Annotated in this window: 15 protein-coding genes; 14 read left to right on the top strand and 1 reads right to left on the bottom strand. The window is 66.3% G+C overall.

Going from position 1 to position 16,619, the window contains the following annotated elements:
* The first annotated feature begins 12 nt into the window (after positions 1–12).
* The 5 genes from LRP66_RS09280 (at position 13) to LRP66_RS09260 (ending at position 7,585) form a co-directional block, all read left to right on the top strand.
* A complete protein-coding gene (locus LRP66_RS09280) occupies positions 13–1,716 on the top strand; it encodes a pilus assembly protein (protein WP_329959255.1) in 1,704 nt (567 codons plus the stop codon).
* The gene (locus tag LRP66_RS09275) at positions 1,713–2,309 is read left to right on the top strand and encodes a TadE/TadG family type IV pilus assembly protein (protein WP_230482212.1); all 597 of its coding nucleotides are present in this window, start codon (positions 1,713–1,715) and stop codon (positions 2,307–2,309) included. The genes LRP66_RS09280 and LRP66_RS09275 overlap by 4 nt, the downstream gene beginning before the upstream one ends.
* Positions 2,306–3,082, top strand: a complete 777-nt coding sequence (locus LRP66_RS09270; RefSeq protein WP_329959252.1) for a TadE/TadG family type IV pilus assembly protein — start codon at positions 2,306–2,308, stop codon at positions 3,080–3,082. The genes LRP66_RS09275 and LRP66_RS09270 overlap by 4 nt, the downstream gene beginning before the upstream one ends.
* Positions 3,083–3,160: 78 nt before the next feature.
* The gene (locus tag LRP66_RS09265; RefSeq protein WP_230482236.1) at positions 3,161–5,455 is read left to right on the top strand and encodes a GH92 family glycosyl hydrolase; all 2,295 of its coding nucleotides are present in this window, start codon (positions 3,161–3,163) and stop codon (positions 5,453–5,455) included.
* Between the two features lie 237 nt (positions 5,456–5,692).
* A complete protein-coding gene (locus LRP66_RS09260; protein WP_230482211.1) occupies positions 5,693–7,585 on the top strand; it encodes a BCCT family transporter in 1,893 nt (630 codons plus the stop codon).
* A gap of 9 nt (positions 7,586–7,594) precedes the next feature.
* Here the strand turns inward: LRP66_RS09260 and LRP66_RS09255 are convergent, their stop codons facing one another.
* Positions 7,595–8,437, bottom strand: coding sequence for a type 1 glutamine amidotransferase (locus LRP66_RS09255; RefSeq protein WP_230482210.1), 843 nt, complete (start codon positions 8,435–8,437; stop codon positions 7,595–7,597).
* 151 nt (positions 8,438–8,588) lie between these two features.
* On the opposite strand from LRP66_RS09255, the gene LRP66_RS09250 reads away from it, so the two are divergent.
* The 9 genes from LRP66_RS09250 (at position 8,589) to LRP66_RS09210 (ending at position 16,530) form a co-directional block, all read left to right on the top strand.
* Positions 8,589–9,656 carry an SPL family radical SAM protein gene (locus tag LRP66_RS09250; protein ID WP_230482209.1) on the top strand — a complete coding sequence of 356 codons (1,068 nt, stop codon included), beginning with the start codon at positions 8,589–8,591 and terminating at the stop codon, positions 9,654–9,656.
* A complete protein-coding gene (locus tag LRP66_RS09245) occupies positions 9,653–10,153 on the top strand; it encodes a metallophosphoesterase family protein (RefSeq protein ID WP_230482208.1) in 501 nt (166 codons plus the stop codon). Before LRP66_RS09250 ends, LRP66_RS09245 begins: the two co-directional genes overlap by 4 nt.
* An 8-nt stretch (positions 10,154–10,161) precedes the next feature.
* Positions 10,162–10,359 carry a hypothetical protein gene (locus tag LRP66_RS09240; protein WP_230482207.1) on the top strand — a complete coding sequence of 66 codons (198 nt, stop codon included), beginning with the start codon at positions 10,162–10,164 and terminating at the stop codon, positions 10,357–10,359.
* A gap of 42 nt (positions 10,360–10,401) precedes the next feature.
* Positions 10,402–10,650: a hypothetical protein gene (locus tag LRP66_RS09235; RefSeq protein WP_230482206.1), complete on the top strand. Its 249-nt coding sequence runs from the start codon at positions 10,402–10,404 to the stop codon at positions 10,648–10,650.
* 100 nt (positions 10,651–10,750) lie between these two features.
* Positions 10,751–10,915 carry a hypothetical protein gene (locus LRP66_RS09230; protein WP_230482205.1) on the top strand — a complete coding sequence of 55 codons (165 nt, stop codon included), beginning with the start codon at positions 10,751–10,753 and terminating at the stop codon, positions 10,913–10,915.
* Positions 10,916–10,949: 34 nt separating this feature from the next.
* Positions 10,950–11,318: a DUF4440 domain-containing protein gene (locus tag LRP66_RS09225; protein WP_230482204.1), complete on the top strand. Its 369-nt coding sequence runs from the start codon at positions 10,950–10,952 to the stop codon at positions 11,316–11,318.
* Positions 11,319–11,421: 103 nt separating this feature from the next.
* Complete coding sequence (locus tag LRP66_RS09220; protein WP_230482203.1) at positions 11,422–11,583, top strand: hypothetical protein; 162 nt, start codon at positions 11,422–11,424, stop codon at positions 11,581–11,583.
* Between the two features lie 375 nt (positions 11,584–11,958).
* Positions 11,959–13,590 (top strand): hypothetical protein, encoded by a 1,632-nt coding sequence (locus tag LRP66_RS09215; RefSeq protein ID WP_230482202.1) that lies wholly within the window; start codon positions 11,959–11,961, stop codon positions 13,588–13,590.
* A 111-nt stretch (positions 13,591–13,701) separates the two neighbouring features.
* Complete coding sequence (locus LRP66_RS09210) at positions 13,702–16,530, top strand: TonB-dependent receptor domain-containing protein (RefSeq protein ID WP_230482201.1); 2,829 nt, start codon at positions 13,702–13,704, stop codon at positions 16,528–16,530.
* Positions 16,531–16,619: the final 89 nt, after the last annotated feature.

Here is a 16,619-nt window from a genome sequence, read left to right as displayed (position 1 = left end):
AGATCGCCTGGCATGAACCGCCCGCTTCCGTGTCGCGCAACGCTTCGAAGGGCCCGCCCGCCACGGTTCGGGGAACCGGGCCCACTTGCCGCGCTGGCCTGTGATCGGCGCGGCAATGTCATGCTTCTGTGGGCGTTTTTCCTCATCCCCCTCATTGCGCTTGTCGGATCCGCCGTCGATCTCGGCATGGGATATGTGACGCGCAAGCAGATGCAGATCGCCTGCGACGCGGGCGTGCTGGCGGGGCGTCGCGCCATGACCACCGGCACCGTCGATGACGGCGTCCGGGCCGAGGCGACCAAGTTCTTCAACTTCAACTTCCAGCAGGGCATGTTCGGGTCGAAGCCGTTCGCGCCGTCGATCTCCAGCACGACAACGTCGAAGACGACGGTCGTCATCAACGCCGCCACGACGGTTCCGACGTCGCTGATGCGGATATTCGGCTTTGTCGAGCTGCCGGTCAGCGTGAGCTGCAATGCCTCGCAGGATTTCGTGAACACGGACATCGTCTTCGTGCTGGATACGACCGGTTCGATGCGGGACAAGGCGACGTCGGCGGATACGCAGACCAAGATCGAGGCGCTGCGCTCTGCCGTGCTCGCCTTGTACGACCAGCTGGCGCCGGTGCAGAGCCAGTTGGCGGCCTCCGGCATGCGGCTTCGCTACTGCGTGGTTCCCTATGCCAGCGCCGTCAATATCGGCGGTGCCATCCGCGCCGCCAATCCCAACTATATGCTGTCGGGCCCGTGGACCTATCAATCCCGACAGGTCGTGACCGAAAGCACCAATTCGTCAACGTGTGGGTATCGGTCGGGCAGTTTCGATTCCCGAAGCGGCATGTGCACCTTTTTCCGTTATGGCCTTCGCACGTTCGACACGTCGCAATATGTGTCGGGGAATAGTGTCGATGTGTCCGATCTGGTCGGAACCGCCAATTACTATGGCGTGACGCCGACCGCCAAAAAACCCAACAGGGTCACCTGGGAAGGGTGCGTCGAGGAGCGGTCGACGGTACGAATGGGTTCCGGCGATATGGCCATTCCGCTCGGTGCCACCGATCTGGATATCGATCTGATACCGAACAGCACGGAAACCAGGTGGAAACCCTATTGGCCGGACGTCGAGTATACCAGCTACCAGAGCGGGATCTACGAAAACGACCCCTATAAGCCGCAATATGCCTGCCCATCACCGGCCGCGTCGATGCAGGGATGGAGCAGGGACGACCTGCGGAAATATCTCAACACGCTCAATCCCGATGGCGGCACCTATCATGACAACGGGATGATGTGGGGCGCGCGCTGGGCGTCGTCCGGCGGCATTTTCGGGAACAACAATCCGGACACCTACAACATGATGCCGGTCAAGAAATACATCATCTTCATGACCGACGATCAGTTTCAGACGGGCTATGGCTCGCTCTATTCCTCCTACGGCGTCGAACAGCTCGATGCTCGGGTCACACCCGGCGGCGTATATTCCAACCAGACCGACCAACTCGCGCGCCACAAACAGCGGTTCAGCCTGCTTTGCTCGCAGGCCAAGTCGATGGGCTATTCCATCTGGGTGATCGGCTTCGCGACCAAGCTCGACACGTCGCTGACCAATTGCGCCAGCACGACCAGCCAGGCGTCCACCTCGTCCAACCAGGCGGCGTTGATGGCGCGCTTCGTCGAAATCGGGAAGAATATCGGCGCGTTGAGGCTGACCCAGTGAAGGCGCGTTGCGGCCAGGCGCTTGGCAGGATCGCCCGAAACCGTCGTGGCGCGTCGGTCGTCGAGTTCGCCCTCATCGCACTGCCAGCGATCGCGGTGATGTGCGGCCTGTTCGACCTGGGCTACCGCCAATATGTCGCCACGCAGTTGCAGGACGCGCTCGATCGCGCCGCCCGGCGGGTCACGATCGGCACGGGCACGACCGCCGCGCAGTTGACCGCGATGGTCGGCGAAAGCGTCAAGGCGATCGCGCGGAATGCCGATGTCGTCGTCGTGCCCACCAGCTACGGCAATTTTCAGCAGGTCGCCAAGCCCGAGCCGATCACCACCGACAAGCCGCCACTCGGCGTCTACAATGCCGGAGACTGTTTCCTGGATATCAACGGCAATGGCGTGTGGGATGCCGATAGCGCACGCGCGGGCACCGGCGGCTCGGACGATGTCGTGCTCTATACCGCGACGGTGACCTATCCCGAGATCGTGCCGATGAGCCGGTTGATGGGCGGGAACGCGGTGACGAAGCTGACCGCGACGACGATGTTGAAGAACCAGCCCTATGCCTCGCAGCCCGAGCCCGTGACGTTATGCCGATGATGCGTCTCGTGAAGCAGCACGTGCGCGTGACGCGCGACCGGCGCGGCATCGCCATGATCGAGTTCGCGCTCGCGGCGCCCGTCGTCCTGCTGCTCGGCCTGGGTGGGGTGGAGATCGGCAACTATGTCATGGCCAATCTGCGGGTGTCGCAGATCGCGATGGCGGTTGCCGACAATGCCGGTCGGGTTCGCACCTCGATCGACGAGGCCGATATCACCGAAATCATGATCGGGGCGATGAAGATGGGCGAACCACTCTCGCTGGCGGCCAATGGGCGGATCATCCTGTCCGACCTCGAACAGCGGACCACGACCACCGGGACCGGTGGCAAGGGCACGGTATCCGCCAGCAATCCCAGCGGATATCGCCAGTGGATCCGGTGGCAGCGTTGTGCCGGCGCGATGGCGACGCCGTCATCGCTCGGCGTACCGCTGAACGCTCGCGGCGGCGCGGTCACCGACCTTAACGACAGCGCGAATGAAGACCATGGCGCGGTCGAGGGTGCGTCGGTCATCGACGGGGTCGGCAAGCCTGGAAACCAGATCGCGGCGGCGGGGGGCACGGCCGTGATGGTGGTCGAGGTCGTCTATGATTACCAGCCCGTCGCGCCGGTCAGCCTGGTCACCTCGGCGCTCGGCAGCCTGCGGATCAGGCGTTCCGTCGCGTTCAACGTGCGTGAGCGAACGGCCTATTCGCTTCGCAACGACGGCAATCTGACGGGACCGCGCCGCGCCGATTGTCAGATGTATAGCGCGGCAGTCCCCATGGTCTGAGCCGCGGCGAAGCCCTTGGCAACGCGGCGCATATCGGGGAAGGTGCGCGGGTAGCGAAAGGGGAGCGTGCGGATGGCGATGCGGGCGATCATGCTGGGGCTCGCGATATTGTCCGCGGACGCGTCGGCGCAGCGGGCCACGATCGACGACGTCGATCCCCTGATCGGCACGGGGGGCGAGGGGCATACCTTCCCCGGTGCGGTCGCGCCCTTCGGCATGGTGCAACTGTCTCCCGACACCGATACGGGTTGCGAATTGCGCACCTGTTACGGACATGCGGCTGGCTATCGCTATGACGACCCGACGATCCAGGGGTTCAGCCATACCCATTTCTCCGGCGCGGGACATTCCGACCTGGGCGATCTGCTGGTCATGCCCGTATCGGGCGACGAGGTGCCGATGGATCCGGGCACGCCCGCCGCGCCCGGCTATCGCTCGCCCTTCCGCCACGCGACCGAGGAGGTGCGGCCCGGCTATTATGCGGTGACGCTCGACCGGCCGGGTGTCCGCGCCGAACTGACCGCCGGGACGCGGGTCGGCGTTCATCGCTATGCCTTCCCCGCCGGAAAGTCGGCGCACCTCGTCGTCGATCTCCGTTCGTCGCTTTACAACTATCCGGGCAAGATCCTGTGGAGCGGACTGCGGCTGCGCCCCGACGGGACGCTGACCGGATTTCGCGAGACGCGTGGCTGGGCACCGGGGCGCAAATTCTTCTTCGCCATGCGTTTTTCCGCGCCGCTCGTCACCCATGCGCTGGTCAATCGTGAGACCGAGATAGCCTATAAGGGTTTTCAGGGGCCGGGGCGGGGCAGCGATGCGGTGGCCGAGCGACTGGGCCGGGCGTTGGAGGCGCGGCTCGATTTCGGGACGCTCGACCGACCGCTGGAGGTCAAGGTCGCGATCTCCGGCGTGGACGAGGCGGGGGCGATCGCCAATCTCGACAGCGAGCCCGGCGGCTTCGACGCGGTCCGCGACCGGACCCGCGCCGCCTGGACCCGGGCGTTGGGCGCGGTCGAGATGGAGGGGGCCGCGCCGATGCGCCGCATGGTCGCCACCGCGCTGTACCACAGCCTGCTCGCGCCCAGCGTCTGGAGCGACAGCGATGGCCGCTATCGCGGGCCCGACGATCAGGTCCACCGCGCACAGGGCTTCACCTTCCGCTCGACCTTCTCGCTCTGGGATACGTTCCGCGCCGAGCATCCGCTGCTGACCCTGATCCAGCCCGAAAAGGTCAATGCCGAGATCGTCCAGTCGCTGATCGCCAGCCGCGCCGACAGCCCCGACGGCATCCTGCCGGTGTGGCAGTTCCACGGGCGCGAGACGTGGACGATGATCGGCTATCATGCCGTCCCGGTCATCGCCGACGCCTATATGAAGGGAATCCGCGGCTTCGACGCCGATGCCGCGCTCGACGCCATGGTCGCGAGCGCGCGCTACGCGCCCTATGGCGGCCTGGGTGAATATATGAAGCGTGGCTATGTCCCGATCGACCGCGAGCCGGAGGCGGCGTCGAAGACGGTCGAATATGCCTATGACGACTGGGCGATCGCCCGCATGGCGGCCGCCATGGGACGGCGCGACATCACCGCCGATTTCGAGAGGCGCGCGGGGAACTGGCACAACAGTTTCGACGCGAAGACCGGCTTCCTGCGCGCGCGCAAGGCCGATGGCAGTTGGCGCGTGCCGTTCGATCCGACCGCGATCAACTATGGTTCGGATTATACCGAGGGCAATGCCTGGCAATATAGCTGGTTCGTGCCGCAGGATCAGGCCGGGCTGTTCCGCACGATGGGCGGCGACAAGGCGGTGGTCGCCAAGCTCGACCGGATGTTCGACTATGACAATTCGAAGCTCGACTATAGCCATGCCGAGGATATTGCCGGGCTGATCGGGCAATATATCCATGGCAACGAGCCGAGCCACCATGTCGCCTATCTCTACAGCTATGCGGGGCAGCCATGGCGAACGCAGGAACGGTTGAAGCAGATCGTCGAGAGCCAGTACAAGCCGGGCCCCGACGGGCTGTCGGGCAATGACGATCTGGGGCAGATGTCGGCCTGGCTCGCCTTCACGGCGCTGGGCTTCTATCCCGTCACGCCGGGGACCAACCAATATGTCATCGGCCGCCCCTTCGTTTCCCGCGCCGTACTGAACCTGCCCAACGGCAAGCGGTTCACGATGACGGCGGATGGGCTTGGCGATGCCGATCGCTATGTCGGATCGGTGCTGCTCAACGGAGCGAAGCTGACGCGCGGGTTCATCCGGCATGAGGAGATACTGGCGGGCGGAACGCTGGAGTTCCGAATGACCGCGAAGCCGAACCGGACCTGGGCGGTCGCGGCGAAGGACCGGCCCTATTCGATGAGCCGGTGAGGGGGACCACCTCCCTTCTTCTCCCCTCCCGCAGGCGGGAGGGGTCGGGGGAGGGGCTAGGCCGGATCGACATTCAGCTTATTCTCCCCTCTCCCCTCAGAGAGGGGCGAGGGAAGGACAGGCATGGTTGAATGTCGGTCGGTCTTGGCCCTCCCCCTGACGCAAGGAAGCGCTCGACCCACCGATGGGGCTTTTCGCGCTGATCGGTGTTAAGACCCCATCATGCTGGAATCACGAATGAACCGCCGGGTCTTTTGGGGGGCGAGTGCGATCGTCGCCGCGATGCTGGTCACCACGCTGCTGATGCCCGGTACGGCGGACCACGCCTTCAAGGCCGCGCAGAGCTGGACGATCGATACGTTCGGCTGGTTCTATATTGCGTCGGTCGCCGTCTTCCTGGTCGTCGTGCTCGTGCTGGGCTTCGGGCCGGCGGGCAAGCTGAAGCTCGGACCCGACGACGCCGAACCCGACTTTCCCTATGTCTCCTGGCTGGCGATGCTGTTCGCGGCGGGCATGGGCATCGGCCTGATGTATTTCGCGGTCGCCGAGCCGATCCAGCATTATATCGCGCCGCCCGACGTGAAGCCGGGCACCATCCTCGCCGCGCGGGAGGCGATGGCGATCACCTTCCACCATTATGGCGTCCATGCCTGGGCCATTTATGCGCTGGTCGGGATCAGCCTGGCCTATTTCACCTATCGCAAGGGGCTGCCCCTGACGATGCGGTCGGGGCTGTCGCCGATCCTGGGCAAGCGGATCAACGGACCGATCGGCGACGCGATCGATATCTTCGCGATCTGCGGCACCGTGTTCGGCGTCGCCACCTCGCTGGGTTTCGGTGTGTCGCAGATCACGGCGGGGCTTTCCTACGAATATGCGGTCCCCGACACCAACACGGTCAAGATCGCGCTGATCGCATTGGTCATGGGGGCGGCGACCCTGTCCGTGTTGAGCGGCGCGGATCGCGGCATCCGGCGGCTGTCCGAGCTGAACCTGGTCCTAGCCGTCCTTCTGATGCTGTTCGTCATGGCGGTCGGACCGACCCTGTTCCTGCTGCGCGCGCTGGTTCAGAATTTCGGCCTGTATCTCGATCATTTCGTCAAGCGCACCTTCACGCTCTACGCCTATGAGCCCCGCGCCTGGATGGCGGATTGGACGCTGTTCTACTGGGCGTGGTGGATCGCGTGGTCGCCGTTCGTCGGCATGTTCATCGCGCGGATCTCACGCGGACGCACGATCCGCGAATTCGTGATCGGCGTGCTGTTCGTGCCGACCGCGTTCACCTTCCTGTGGATGACGGTCTTCGGCAACACCGCGATCTCGCTCGACCTGGGCAGCGCGGCTGGCGGGATCGCGCGCGCGGTGCAGGCGAACCTGTCGACCGCGCTGTTCAAATTCTTCGAATATCTCCCCGGCACCAGCATCACCTCGGCGCTGGCGATCCTGCTGGTCGGCGTGTTCTTCGTGACCTCGGCGGATTCGGGGGCGCTGGTCATCGACACACTGGCCTCGGGCGGACGCGAGGATACGCCGCGCTGGCAGCGCATGTACTGGTGCGTCCTGCTGGGGGTTACCGCCGCGCTGCTGCTGGTCGCGGGCGGGCTGGGGGCGTTGCAGGCGGCGACGCTGCTCGCCGCCTTGCCCTTCTGCTTCATCATGCTGCTCCTGGCCTTCGGGCTGGTTCGCCAGACCAACGCCGATCTGGCGGGCGTGGCGCTGGCCGAGGACGGCGCGGCGATCGGCGAGCGGTTGAAGCGCCTGTTCGTCCCCGCCAGCAAGGCGGAGATCCTGCGCCAGATGAACGACAACGCCGTCCCCGCCTTTCGCACGGTATGCGAGGCGATGGTCGAGCAGGGCTGGGCGGAGAGCCGGGTCGAACAGGGTGACGAAGCCGCGACCCTGACCATCACCCAGGCGCCGGACCAGGTGATGGTCTACCGCGTCGTGGCCCGCTCGCGCCCGCTGGCGGCGTATACCGCGATGGACGCGTCGGAGGGGCGGCGCAGCATCGCCTGGACGCTCGCCGCCAGCACCGACGGCGTCGCGGGCAGCCGCGACCTGACCGGCTATTCGGCCGAGCAGATCGCCAACGACGTGCTCAACCAGTTGGAGCGGTGGAAGCGTCGCTGATCGGGCGTTCTAGCGGTTCCGAAGATCGGGGAGGTGCGCCAGAAAATTGGCGATTTCGCGTCGCCTCAAGCGTTCCTCCGCGAATTCGCCGTCGACACCGAGCCGCCAGCGCAGCGCGCGGCTGTCGGGTGAGTCGTGCAGCGCGTCGAGGACGGCGACGCGGGCCTGCACCTCGTCCTCATGCTCGGCGAGACCGGCCTCGACCAGATCCCCGGCCTGGGCGGCGATCGCCAGCGCGATTTCGCGCAGCGCCAGTTCGGGGTGATACTGCACCCCCCAGAAGACGCCGCGATCGAAGCGGATCTCCGCCGCCTGCACGCGCGTGACGGCATTGCTGGCGAGCAGCGTCGCGCCGGGTGGAAGCGCCAGCACCTCGTCGCCGTGAATCGCGGGCGCGTCCCAGCTCGGCGGGCGGCCCGCGAGCAGGGGATGGGCGCGTCCATCGTCCGTCGCGCTGATCCGGCGGGCGATCATCGCCTCCATGCGCTCGGGCATCTTGCGTACCTGCCCCCCGGCGGCGGCTACCGCGATCTGAAGCCCCGCGCACGAACCGAAGGAGGGCACCCCCGCCGCGAACACGTCGCGCATGAAGGCGAGTTGCCGCCGGACCTCGGGCGTGTCGTCATAGACATGCATCGGCGAGCCGGTGAGGAACACCGCATCATAGCCCGCGAGCCGCTCGACCGGCATCCTGTCGTCGTCATCGGCGGGGGAGACGATGTCGACGGCGATACCGGGCTGCATCTGTCGCAGCGTGGCGGCATAGGTTTCGCCGGAGCTTTTTCCGGCTCGCGCCCTTCGCGCCTCGCGCTCGTCGGGAAGTTCGCTCTGGGCTATCAGGTAATGCGGCACGCTTTGCTTTCGCTGGGGGGCCTCCATAACGTGCCGATCGGGTTAAGTGCCTCATATCGCCAAATTGATTTGTGCGGCGGTCGTGCGCCTCGTGACGGACCGATGCGCCGGGCGGTTCGTTCGGGTCGCGATGGCGGATGCAGCACGATCCATGAATGACGACCGGGCGGCATGGCGGCCGAGGCGATTGCTGGTGACCCGGTCGGCGATGGCCTTCGCGCACGGGCGCGGCATCGTCGATCGGGCCGAGGCGCGGGGCGTGGAGATCGTCCTGCTGCCCGGCGACCGGCTGGCGCTCGATCTGCCCGAGGACCCGCGTCGCGCCTATGCCGCCGCCAAGTCGACGCTCGCGGTGGTGGTGGCACCGCCGTCCAAGCGGCGGTTGCAGCCCATCGCGCCCAGCGCCGACTGGCGGGTCGACCTGGCGGAAGGATGCCCGGCGCATTGCAGCTACTGCTATCTGGCAGGCTCGCTGAAAGGGCCGCCGATCACGCGCGCCTATGCCAATCTCGACGAGATACTCGACGGCCTGCCCGACTATCTGGGGCGGGGCACGATCACCTCGCGCAGCCGCGATCGCGCGCAGGAGGGAACCACGTTCGAGGCGTCCTGCTATACCGATCCGCTGGCGCTGGAGCCGCTCACCGGATCGCTGTCGGCCGCCATCGCCCGGTTCGGCACTTGGGAGGCGCCGGTGCAACTCCGCTTCACCACCAAGTTCGCCGATGTCGCCCCGCTGATCGGCATCGATCACCAGCGACGGACGCGGATGCGCGCCTCGATCAATCCTCGCCTGTTCGCGCGGTTCGAAGGGGGAACGTCGCCGGTCGCGGATCGCCTGTCGGCGCTGGGGCGGATGGCGGAGGCGGGCTATCCGATCGGGTTGACCATCGCGCCGATCATCGCGGCGGAAGGCTGGCGGCAGGCCTATGGCGAGTTGCTGGCCGATGCCGGTGCCGTGCTGGAGGGCGTGCCGGGGCTCGACCTGACGGTCGAACTCATCACCCACCGCTTCACCGCTGGGTCCAGGGCGGTGCTCGACAGCTGGTATCCGGGCTCGTCGCTCGACATGAGCGGCACGCACCGCGTTACCAAGCGGACCAAGTTCGGGACCGAAAAGCAGGTCTATGACGCGGCCACGATGCGCGACCTGCGGGATTTCTTCGAGGCGGGGATCGCGACGGCGTTGCCGTCCGCACGCATCCTCTATTGGACATGACGCTGTTCTTTACCGCCGACACGCATTTCGGCGATCATCGCACGATCAACATCTGGAAACGTCCCTTCGCCAGCGTCGCCGAGATGGACGCGCTGCTCGTCGAGCGGTGGAATGCCGTGGTGGGGCCCGGGGACGAGGTCTGGCATCTCGGCGATGTCGCGCGCCGCGCCGCCGACGTGCCCATGCTTCTGGCCCGGCTGAACGGAACCAAGCATCTGCTCCGGGGCAATAATGATCCCGACGCCACGATGCTGGCGGACGGATGGGCCAGTAGCGGCGACTATGCCGAGCTGGAGGTCGACGGACACAGGCTGGTCCTGTGCCATTACCCCTTTCGAAGCTGGAACGGACAGCATCGGCGCGCGATCAACCTTCATGGTCACAGTCACGGCCGGTTGAAGCCGATGCTTCGGCAATTCGACATCGGCGTCGACGTGCATGATTTTGGGCCAGTGACGCTCGATCAACTCCTGACAAAGCCGACAAAGATGTCATAGACAGGGCCATGCTCAAAACCCGACTGAAGCGCATCGCCGACCATCAGGCCTCGTCCGCGAAGACGATGGCCCGGATCGAGGCGTCGATCACCGACTTGAGCAACGACGACCTGCTCGACCTTGCCGATATCTTCAGCGACGAACCGCGCACGCCGCTGGGCGACATGGCCTTTGCCGAGATGGCGCGGCGCGGGATCGCGCTATAGGCTCCGACATGTCGCATATGACCGAACCGAGAGGCTGAACCGATGGCCGCTTTTGACGACAGCGCCGATCCCACCCTGGGCGCCGCCTGCAACCGCCTGGCGGCGTGGGTCGAGACATTGCCCGAGGGGGTGACGATCGACGCCGCGTCCGATCTGGTCGAGGACGACCTCGCGCTGATCCTGCGGCATCTTCATGCGACGCGGCACGAAGCGCCCGGCCGTCGTGCCGCGGACGATGGCGCGACGACGCCGAGGGCGCGCGCCTCGGTTCCGGTCACCGCCAGGGGCTGACCCGCCCGCGCGGCGGCCCGATAATTTCTGCGCTGGTCCACGGCTCCGACCGTGGCGCGGGGCGTTCTGAGCATGGCTGACGCCAGCCAGTGGAGCCCGCATGTCCGATCCCGCCCGTCCCGATACCCCGCCGAACGCCGATAAGGCGAAGGAGGACGTGAAGGCCCAGCCGACGGCACCGCGTCCGGACGATGCGCCACCCGCCGAGGCGCGCATCGCCAAACGCGCGGAGGACGAGGCCGCCGATCTGGGCGACTTCGCCTGACGTCACGCCGCCAATCACCACGGGAGCAGATCAGATGGAAGACGCACGCCTTTGGAGCTTCGAGGAAAGCCTCTGGACCGAGGGGCCCGACAATTATCGCGAGAAGGTCGATCCCGAGGTCGTGATGGTCCTGCCGCGTCCGCCCTTCGTCCTCGCGGGCGGCGCGGCGATCGACGCGGTCGCCGATACGCCCGTCTGGGAGCGCGCCGAACTGACCGAGCGTCAGGTATCGCGCCCGCAGGAAGGGCTGATCGTGATCGGCTATCACGTCGCGGCGAGCCGGGGCGACGAACGTTATGAGGCGCATTGCACCTCGGTCATCCGTCGTCTGGAACATGAGGTCTGGCGCGTCGTGCAGCATCAGCAGACGCCCGTGCTCGCCAAGTCGATGGCGAGGGACTGACACCAGGCTGCGGGGTCGGGCGCATGCCGCTTCCGATCCCGCGCCCCGCGAAGGCGGGAACGTCGCCGCTCGTCCAGGCATTGGATGGCGCAGGAGAGACGCCATGACCGACCCCATCAAGCCGACCACCGAAACGCGCCAGCCCAACCTGTCCACCGAACATCAGAAGCAGGGTGATGCGCGCCGCCCCAGCGATACGCTCGACAGGGGACAGGCAAGCACCGAAGGCCAGGACGCGCCCAAGCGCAAGTCGTCGCTGACCTGAACGACCGTCCATCCGGCGATTGACCGGCTTCGCGAGCTGGCAATGGACGCCCCGCCCGATCCGTAGTGACACGATGACGGGCGGGGCGCCGAGGGCGTGCGGAAGCTCGACCTCATTCGTGGAAAACGACCGTCTTTCCAAAAAGCTGCCATATCGTCGGTGGCGGGCGGAATAAATTCGGCCATCGCGCGCCACGCGCAGGGCGTGTCATCGAAACGCCTCCGACTTGTCACAAAAGATTCTTGTAAAATGCATCTTGGCGTCATGTGACGCGCCTAACGCCCGGTCCGGGATCGACAGGGGGACTTGTCTTGAGTCGGTCATCGGGCGGCGTTCGCCCGGCTTAGCAACGATAAGATCGGGAGTTTTTCGGCGATGGGCAGCTTCAAGCGCTTCGGCCTCCTTCTCATGACGACCTCGGCCTGTGCGGCGCTCAGCGCGTGCGGGGGTGCCGACAGCGTCGCGTCGCCCGGCGCGGGCAGTGTCGTGATCGTCCAGCCGCAGCCGACGCCGACCCCGTCGCCCACCCCGACGCCGACCGCCAACATCACCGCCGCGCAGTTCGCCGCCGTCACCGCGGTCAACGGCGTGTCGATCACCGCCGACGAGCAGCTGGCGATCGTCAATGCTGGATCGAACAACAACGTCAACGGCACCGGCGCCGCGCTCAACGGCATCTATCCGACCAGCAGCACGTCGCTGGTGACCGCCGCCGACCCGTCGATCATCAACGGCTTCTTCACCTCGACCAATTATGTCGGCGCGCTCAACGGTCCGTCGGACACCGCCTTCCAGGGCTGGACCTGCAGCTCGACCTCGGCCGAATTCGGCGGGTCGGGTGCGCGCTGTACGGCGGTTCCGGCGATCGGCACCTATGCCGCCGCCACCTCGGTCTGCCCGACGGGCACCACCGATGACGGCACCAACAGCTCGTCGTCGCCGACCTTGCGCTACTGCCGCCTGCCGCAGGCCATCACCAGCGACCTGACGCTGCCCAAGATTGCCGGCGTCGTGTACCGCCTGCGCGGCCAGACCGAAGTCGGCACCGACCAGGGCTCGACCGGTGGCACCGGCGCGACGCTGACCATCGCGGCGGGCGTCGTGATCGCCGCCGACTCGACCGAGGCGACCAACGACCTGCTGCTGGTCAATCGTGGCTCGAAGATTTCGGCGATCGGCACCCGCGATGCGCCGATCGTCTTCACTTCGCAACAGAACCTGGCGAGCAACGGCGTGTCCGACGCGACCCAGGGTCAGTGGGGCGGCATCATCCTGCTCGGCCGCGCGCCGACCGCCGTCTGCGCCTCGGGCACCGGCCCGAACAATGCGGGCGGCACCTCGACCACTTGCCAGCAGGCGATCGAGGGCGTCACCGGCCGCTTCTACGGTGGTGCGAACCAGACCGACTCCTCGGGCCAGATGTCCTATGTCCAGATCCGTTACTCGGGCATCGCGATCTCGGACGGTAACGAGCTTCAGGGCCTGACGCTCGGTGGCACCGGGTCGGGCACGGTGCTGGATCATATCCAGAGCCACAACTCGGCCGATGACGGCATCGAGATCTTCGGCGGTACGTCGAACCTGAAATATATCGCGATCACCGGCGCCGACGATGACGGTTTCGATATCGACAACGGCTATCGCGGCTTCATGCAGTTCCTGATCGCGGCGCAGCGGACGCTGGGTGCGACGGCGGACAGCTTCTCGACCGAGATCGACTCGAACAACGCCGAGGACCTGCTGCCGCGCACCTTCGGTCGCTACGCCAACTTCACCTTCGTCCAGACGGCGGCCGCCCCGGCAGCGATCCGCCTGCGCGGTGGTGCCGACATGACCTTCATCAACGGCATCGTGAAGTCGACGCAGAGCGGCGTCGCCTGCGTCAACCTGATCGCTGGCGAAGGCTCGGGCACGGGCCGGACCACGATCCGGGGCGCCGACACCTCGCTTCAGGACGTCGGGCCGCCGGTCTTCACCTCGGTCTATTTCAGCTGCAACGGCCGCTAAGGCCCCGCTGACCATGCGCCCGCACCTGTCCGGGCGCTCTCGGCAGGCCGGGGTGGCGACGATCGCCGCCCCGGCTTTCCTCCATGAAAACTGATACGGGAAGACCCGGCCATGCAGCGACGCCTCGCTTATGCCTCCCTCCTTCTGCTGACCTCGCAGCTCGTCGCGCCCGCTCTGCTCGCGCAGACGGCGGGGGCGCCTGCGCCGACCAGCACCACCGCCACCAGTCCCGATGGGCAGGCCACCCCGCAAAGCCAGACTCCGACCGGCCAGGACGGCCAGTCGCAGGACGAGCCGGTCGAAATCTCCGCGCCCGGCGTCGATGCCTCGGCCAGCAACGAGATCGTCGTCGTCGGCCGCAACATTCCCAACACGATCCGCGCCACGCCGCAGATCGTGTCGGTCCTGTCCGCCGCCGATATCGCGCGCACGGGTGAGGGCGACATTGCGGGCGCGCTGACCCGTGTCACCGGCCTGTCGGTCGTTGGCGGCGGCTTCGTCTATGTCCGGGGTCTCGGCGACCGCTATTCCTCGTCGCTGCTCAACGGCTCGCCGCTGCCCAGCCCCGAGCCGCTGCGCCGCTCGGTCCCGCTCGACATCTTCCCGACCACCATCGTCGGCTCGGCGCTTGTCCAGAAGACCTATTCGGTCAATTATCCGGGCGAGTTCGGCGGCGGCGTCATCAATCTGACGACCAAGGCGATCCCGACCAGGAACTTCATCTCGGGCGGCGCGACCATCGCCGCCGACGATGCGACGACCAGCGAGCTGGGCTATACCTATCGCGGCGGCGATGCCGACTGGATCGGCTTCGACGACGGCACGCGCGGCGTGCCGCAGTTCGTCCGCGACGTTCAGGCGGGCAAGGGCTCGGGCATCGTACCCGCGTCCGAAGTGGTGCGCCTCTCCAACGCCTCGACCACCTTGCTCCAGCGCAACAACCAGCTCCCCGCCAACTGGTCGGGCGAGCTGTCGGCCGGCTCGGTGTTCGACATCGGCAGCGACCGTCTCGGCGTGATCTCGTCGCTCAGCCTGTCCAACACCTTCCGCACCCGCTCGGCGATCCAGCAGGATTCGGTGTCGGAGGACGGCACGCTCCGCAACGACTTCCGCACGCTCCTCACCGACAATCGCATCGTCGCCAACGCGCTGGTCGGTCTGGGGTACGAGTTCGGCGACAATACGGTGCGCTGGACCAACGTCTATATCCACGACACGTTGAAGCAGGGCCGTGGCTCGGCCGCCGAACTGTACAACAATCCCAGTGGCCTGCGCTTCCAGCAGAACACCAACTGGTTCGAGCGTCAGCTGATCGAAAGCCAGCTGGTCGGCGAGTTCAAGCTGACCGATGCGCTGAAATTCGATGCGCGCGGCGCCTTCGCCAATTCGAAGCGGAATGCGCCCTATGAGCGCCAGTTCGACTATCTCTGCTCGGCACGGACGAGCAATGGCTTGCCGATCAGCTATGACGGCGCCAACGGCGCGGGCGGCTTCCAGTGCAACGGCGCCTATCAGGTGACGCAGCGCTTCACGCCCTTCGCCTCGATCATCTTCTCGGAACTCAACGAGAATCTGTGGACCGGTCAGGCGGACCTTTCCTACAGGATCGATGGCGAGCGACCGATCACGCTCAGCACCGGCTATTTCTACCAGGGTACGGACCGCTATTCGAGCCGTATCCAGTTCAACTACCAGACCAGCGACGGGGCGGGCACCGCGCCGGGCTTCCCGTACAACCTCTATCGCCCGGACTATCTGCTGAGCCCGGACGTCATCAACAACGCCTGTCCGCTACGCGGGCAGGGGGCCTGTACGCTCGAGCTGCAATTCTCGACGCAGGCGGGTGCCTACGCCTATGACGCCAAGCTCGACGTCCATGCGGGATATGTCCAGGCCGAGGCGGAGGTCGCTACCGGGCTGCGCGCGGTGGCCGGCGTCCGCTACGAGACGGCGGTCGAGACGGTCACCCCGGTCCAGAGCGCCACGACCCGGCTGAAGAACGACTATTTCCTGCCCGCAGGCACGCTGACCTGGAATTTCGCCGCCGACATGCAACTGCGTGCGAGCGGGGCCAAGACCATCTCGCGCCCGCAATTCCGCGAACTCGCGCCGCAGCAGTTCCGTGATCCGGATTCGGACCGCCTGTTCTTCGGTAACCCGAACCTGCGAGACAGCAAGTTGTGGAACCTGGAGGCGCGCTACGAATGGTTCTATGCGCGCGACCAGCGCTTCACGCTGGCGGGCTTCTACAAGCGTATCGAGAATCCGATCGAGCAGGTCGGCTTCTACACCGGCGCGGACGACCGGTTGCAGACGGGCTTCACCTATCTGCCCTCGGCGACGCTCTATGGCGCGGAAGTCGAGTTGCAGAAATATGTGCCCTTGGCGGGCCTGGGCGGCGACTTCTTCGCGACCCGCCGTCTGGTCGCGATCGCCAACTACACCTACACCAAGTCGCAGATCAAAGCCGATGCGTCGTGCGTGCCCAACCCGGCGGCGGCGCAGGGCTCGCCCGGCCTGGCGGGCTGCGCCTCGGGCTTCGGCCCGGCGCGACTGCTGTTCCGCGACGGTGCGCCGCTGACCGGCCAGTCGGACCATCTGGTCAACCTTCAGCTCGGCCTCGAGGACACCGCCGCGCTGTCGCAGGTGACGCTGCTGTTCAACTATGCCAGCAACCGCGTGACCAATCGCGGTCCGTCCAACCTGTCGGGCACCGGGTTCCAGCCGGACATCGTCGAGGTGCCGGGTATCCGCCTCGACCTCGTCGCGCGCCAGGGTTTCGAACTGGCGGGCGGCAAGTTCGAGCTGAAGGCCGAGGCCCGCAACCTGACCCGTACCCGCTACAACGAGCGGCAGGATTTCGGGAATGGCCGGTTCGTGTATCTGAATCGCTATAATCTGGGCCGGGTGTTCTCCCTGGGGATCAGCACGACGTTCTGATCCGTCCCGGCTTCGGGTAAAGGCCGTCGTCCGGGGAGCCGGGCGGCGGCCTCTTTCCGTTCGGGCGCGTGCGGGACGTGCGCTTAGAG

This window comes from Sphingomonas sp. Leaf21 (genome assembly GCF_916858675.1).
Lineage (GTDB): Bacteria > Pseudomonadota > Alphaproteobacteria > Sphingomonadales > Sphingomonadaceae > Sphingomonas.
Note: the sequence above shows the minus strand (reverse complement) of the source record. Positions and strands in the feature narration are given on the sequence as shown.

Bases quoted from the DNA above. Each gene is read 5' to 3' on its own strand.
- LRP66_RS09270 (WP_329959252.1), top strand. From the start codon at position 2,306: ATGATGCGTCTCGTGAAGCAGCACGTGCGCGTGACGCGCGACCGGCGC.
- LRP66_RS09235 (WP_230482206.1), top strand. From the start codon at position 10,402: ATGGCCGCTTTTGACGACAGCGCCGATCCCACCCTGGGCGCCGCCTGC.
- LRP66_RS09265 (WP_230482236.1), top strand. From the start codon at position 3,161: ATGCGGGCGATCATGCTGGGGCTCGCGATATTGTCCGCGGACGCGTCG.
- LRP66_RS09280 (WP_329959255.1), top strand. From the start codon at position 13: ATGAACCGCCCGCTTCCGTGTCGCGCAACGCTTCGAAGGGCCCGCCCG.
- LRP66_RS09250 (WP_230482209.1), top strand. From the start codon at position 8,589: ATGAATGACGACCGGGCGGCATGGCGGCCGAGGCGATTGCTGGTGACC.
- LRP66_RS09225 (WP_230482204.1), top strand. From the start codon at position 10,950: ATGGAAGACGCACGCCTTTGGAGCTTCGAGGAAAGCCTCTGGACCGAG.
- LRP66_RS09260 (WP_230482211.1), top strand. From the start codon at position 5,693: ATGAACCGCCGGGTCTTTTGGGGGGCGAGTGCGATCGTCGCCGCGATG.
- LRP66_RS09245 (WP_230482208.1), top strand. From the start codon at position 9,653: ATGACGCTGTTCTTTACCGCCGACACGCATTTCGGCGATCATCGCACG.
- LRP66_RS09240 (WP_230482207.1), top strand. From the start codon at position 10,162: ATGCTCAAAACCCGACTGAAGCGCATCGCCGACCATCAGGCCTCGTCC.
- LRP66_RS09210 (WP_230482201.1), top strand. From the start codon at position 13,702: ATGCAGCGACGCCTCGCTTATGCCTCCCTCCTTCTGCTGACCTCGCAG.
- LRP66_RS09215 (WP_230482202.1), top strand. From the start codon at position 11,959: ATGGGCAGCTTCAAGCGCTTCGGCCTCCTTCTCATGACGACCTCGGCC.
- LRP66_RS09230 (WP_230482205.1), top strand. From the start codon at position 10,751: ATGTCCGATCCCGCCCGTCCCGATACCCCGCCGAACGCCGATAAGGCG.
- LRP66_RS09220 (WP_230482203.1), top strand. From the start codon at position 11,422: ATGACCGACCCCATCAAGCCGACCACCGAAACGCGCCAGCCCAACCTG.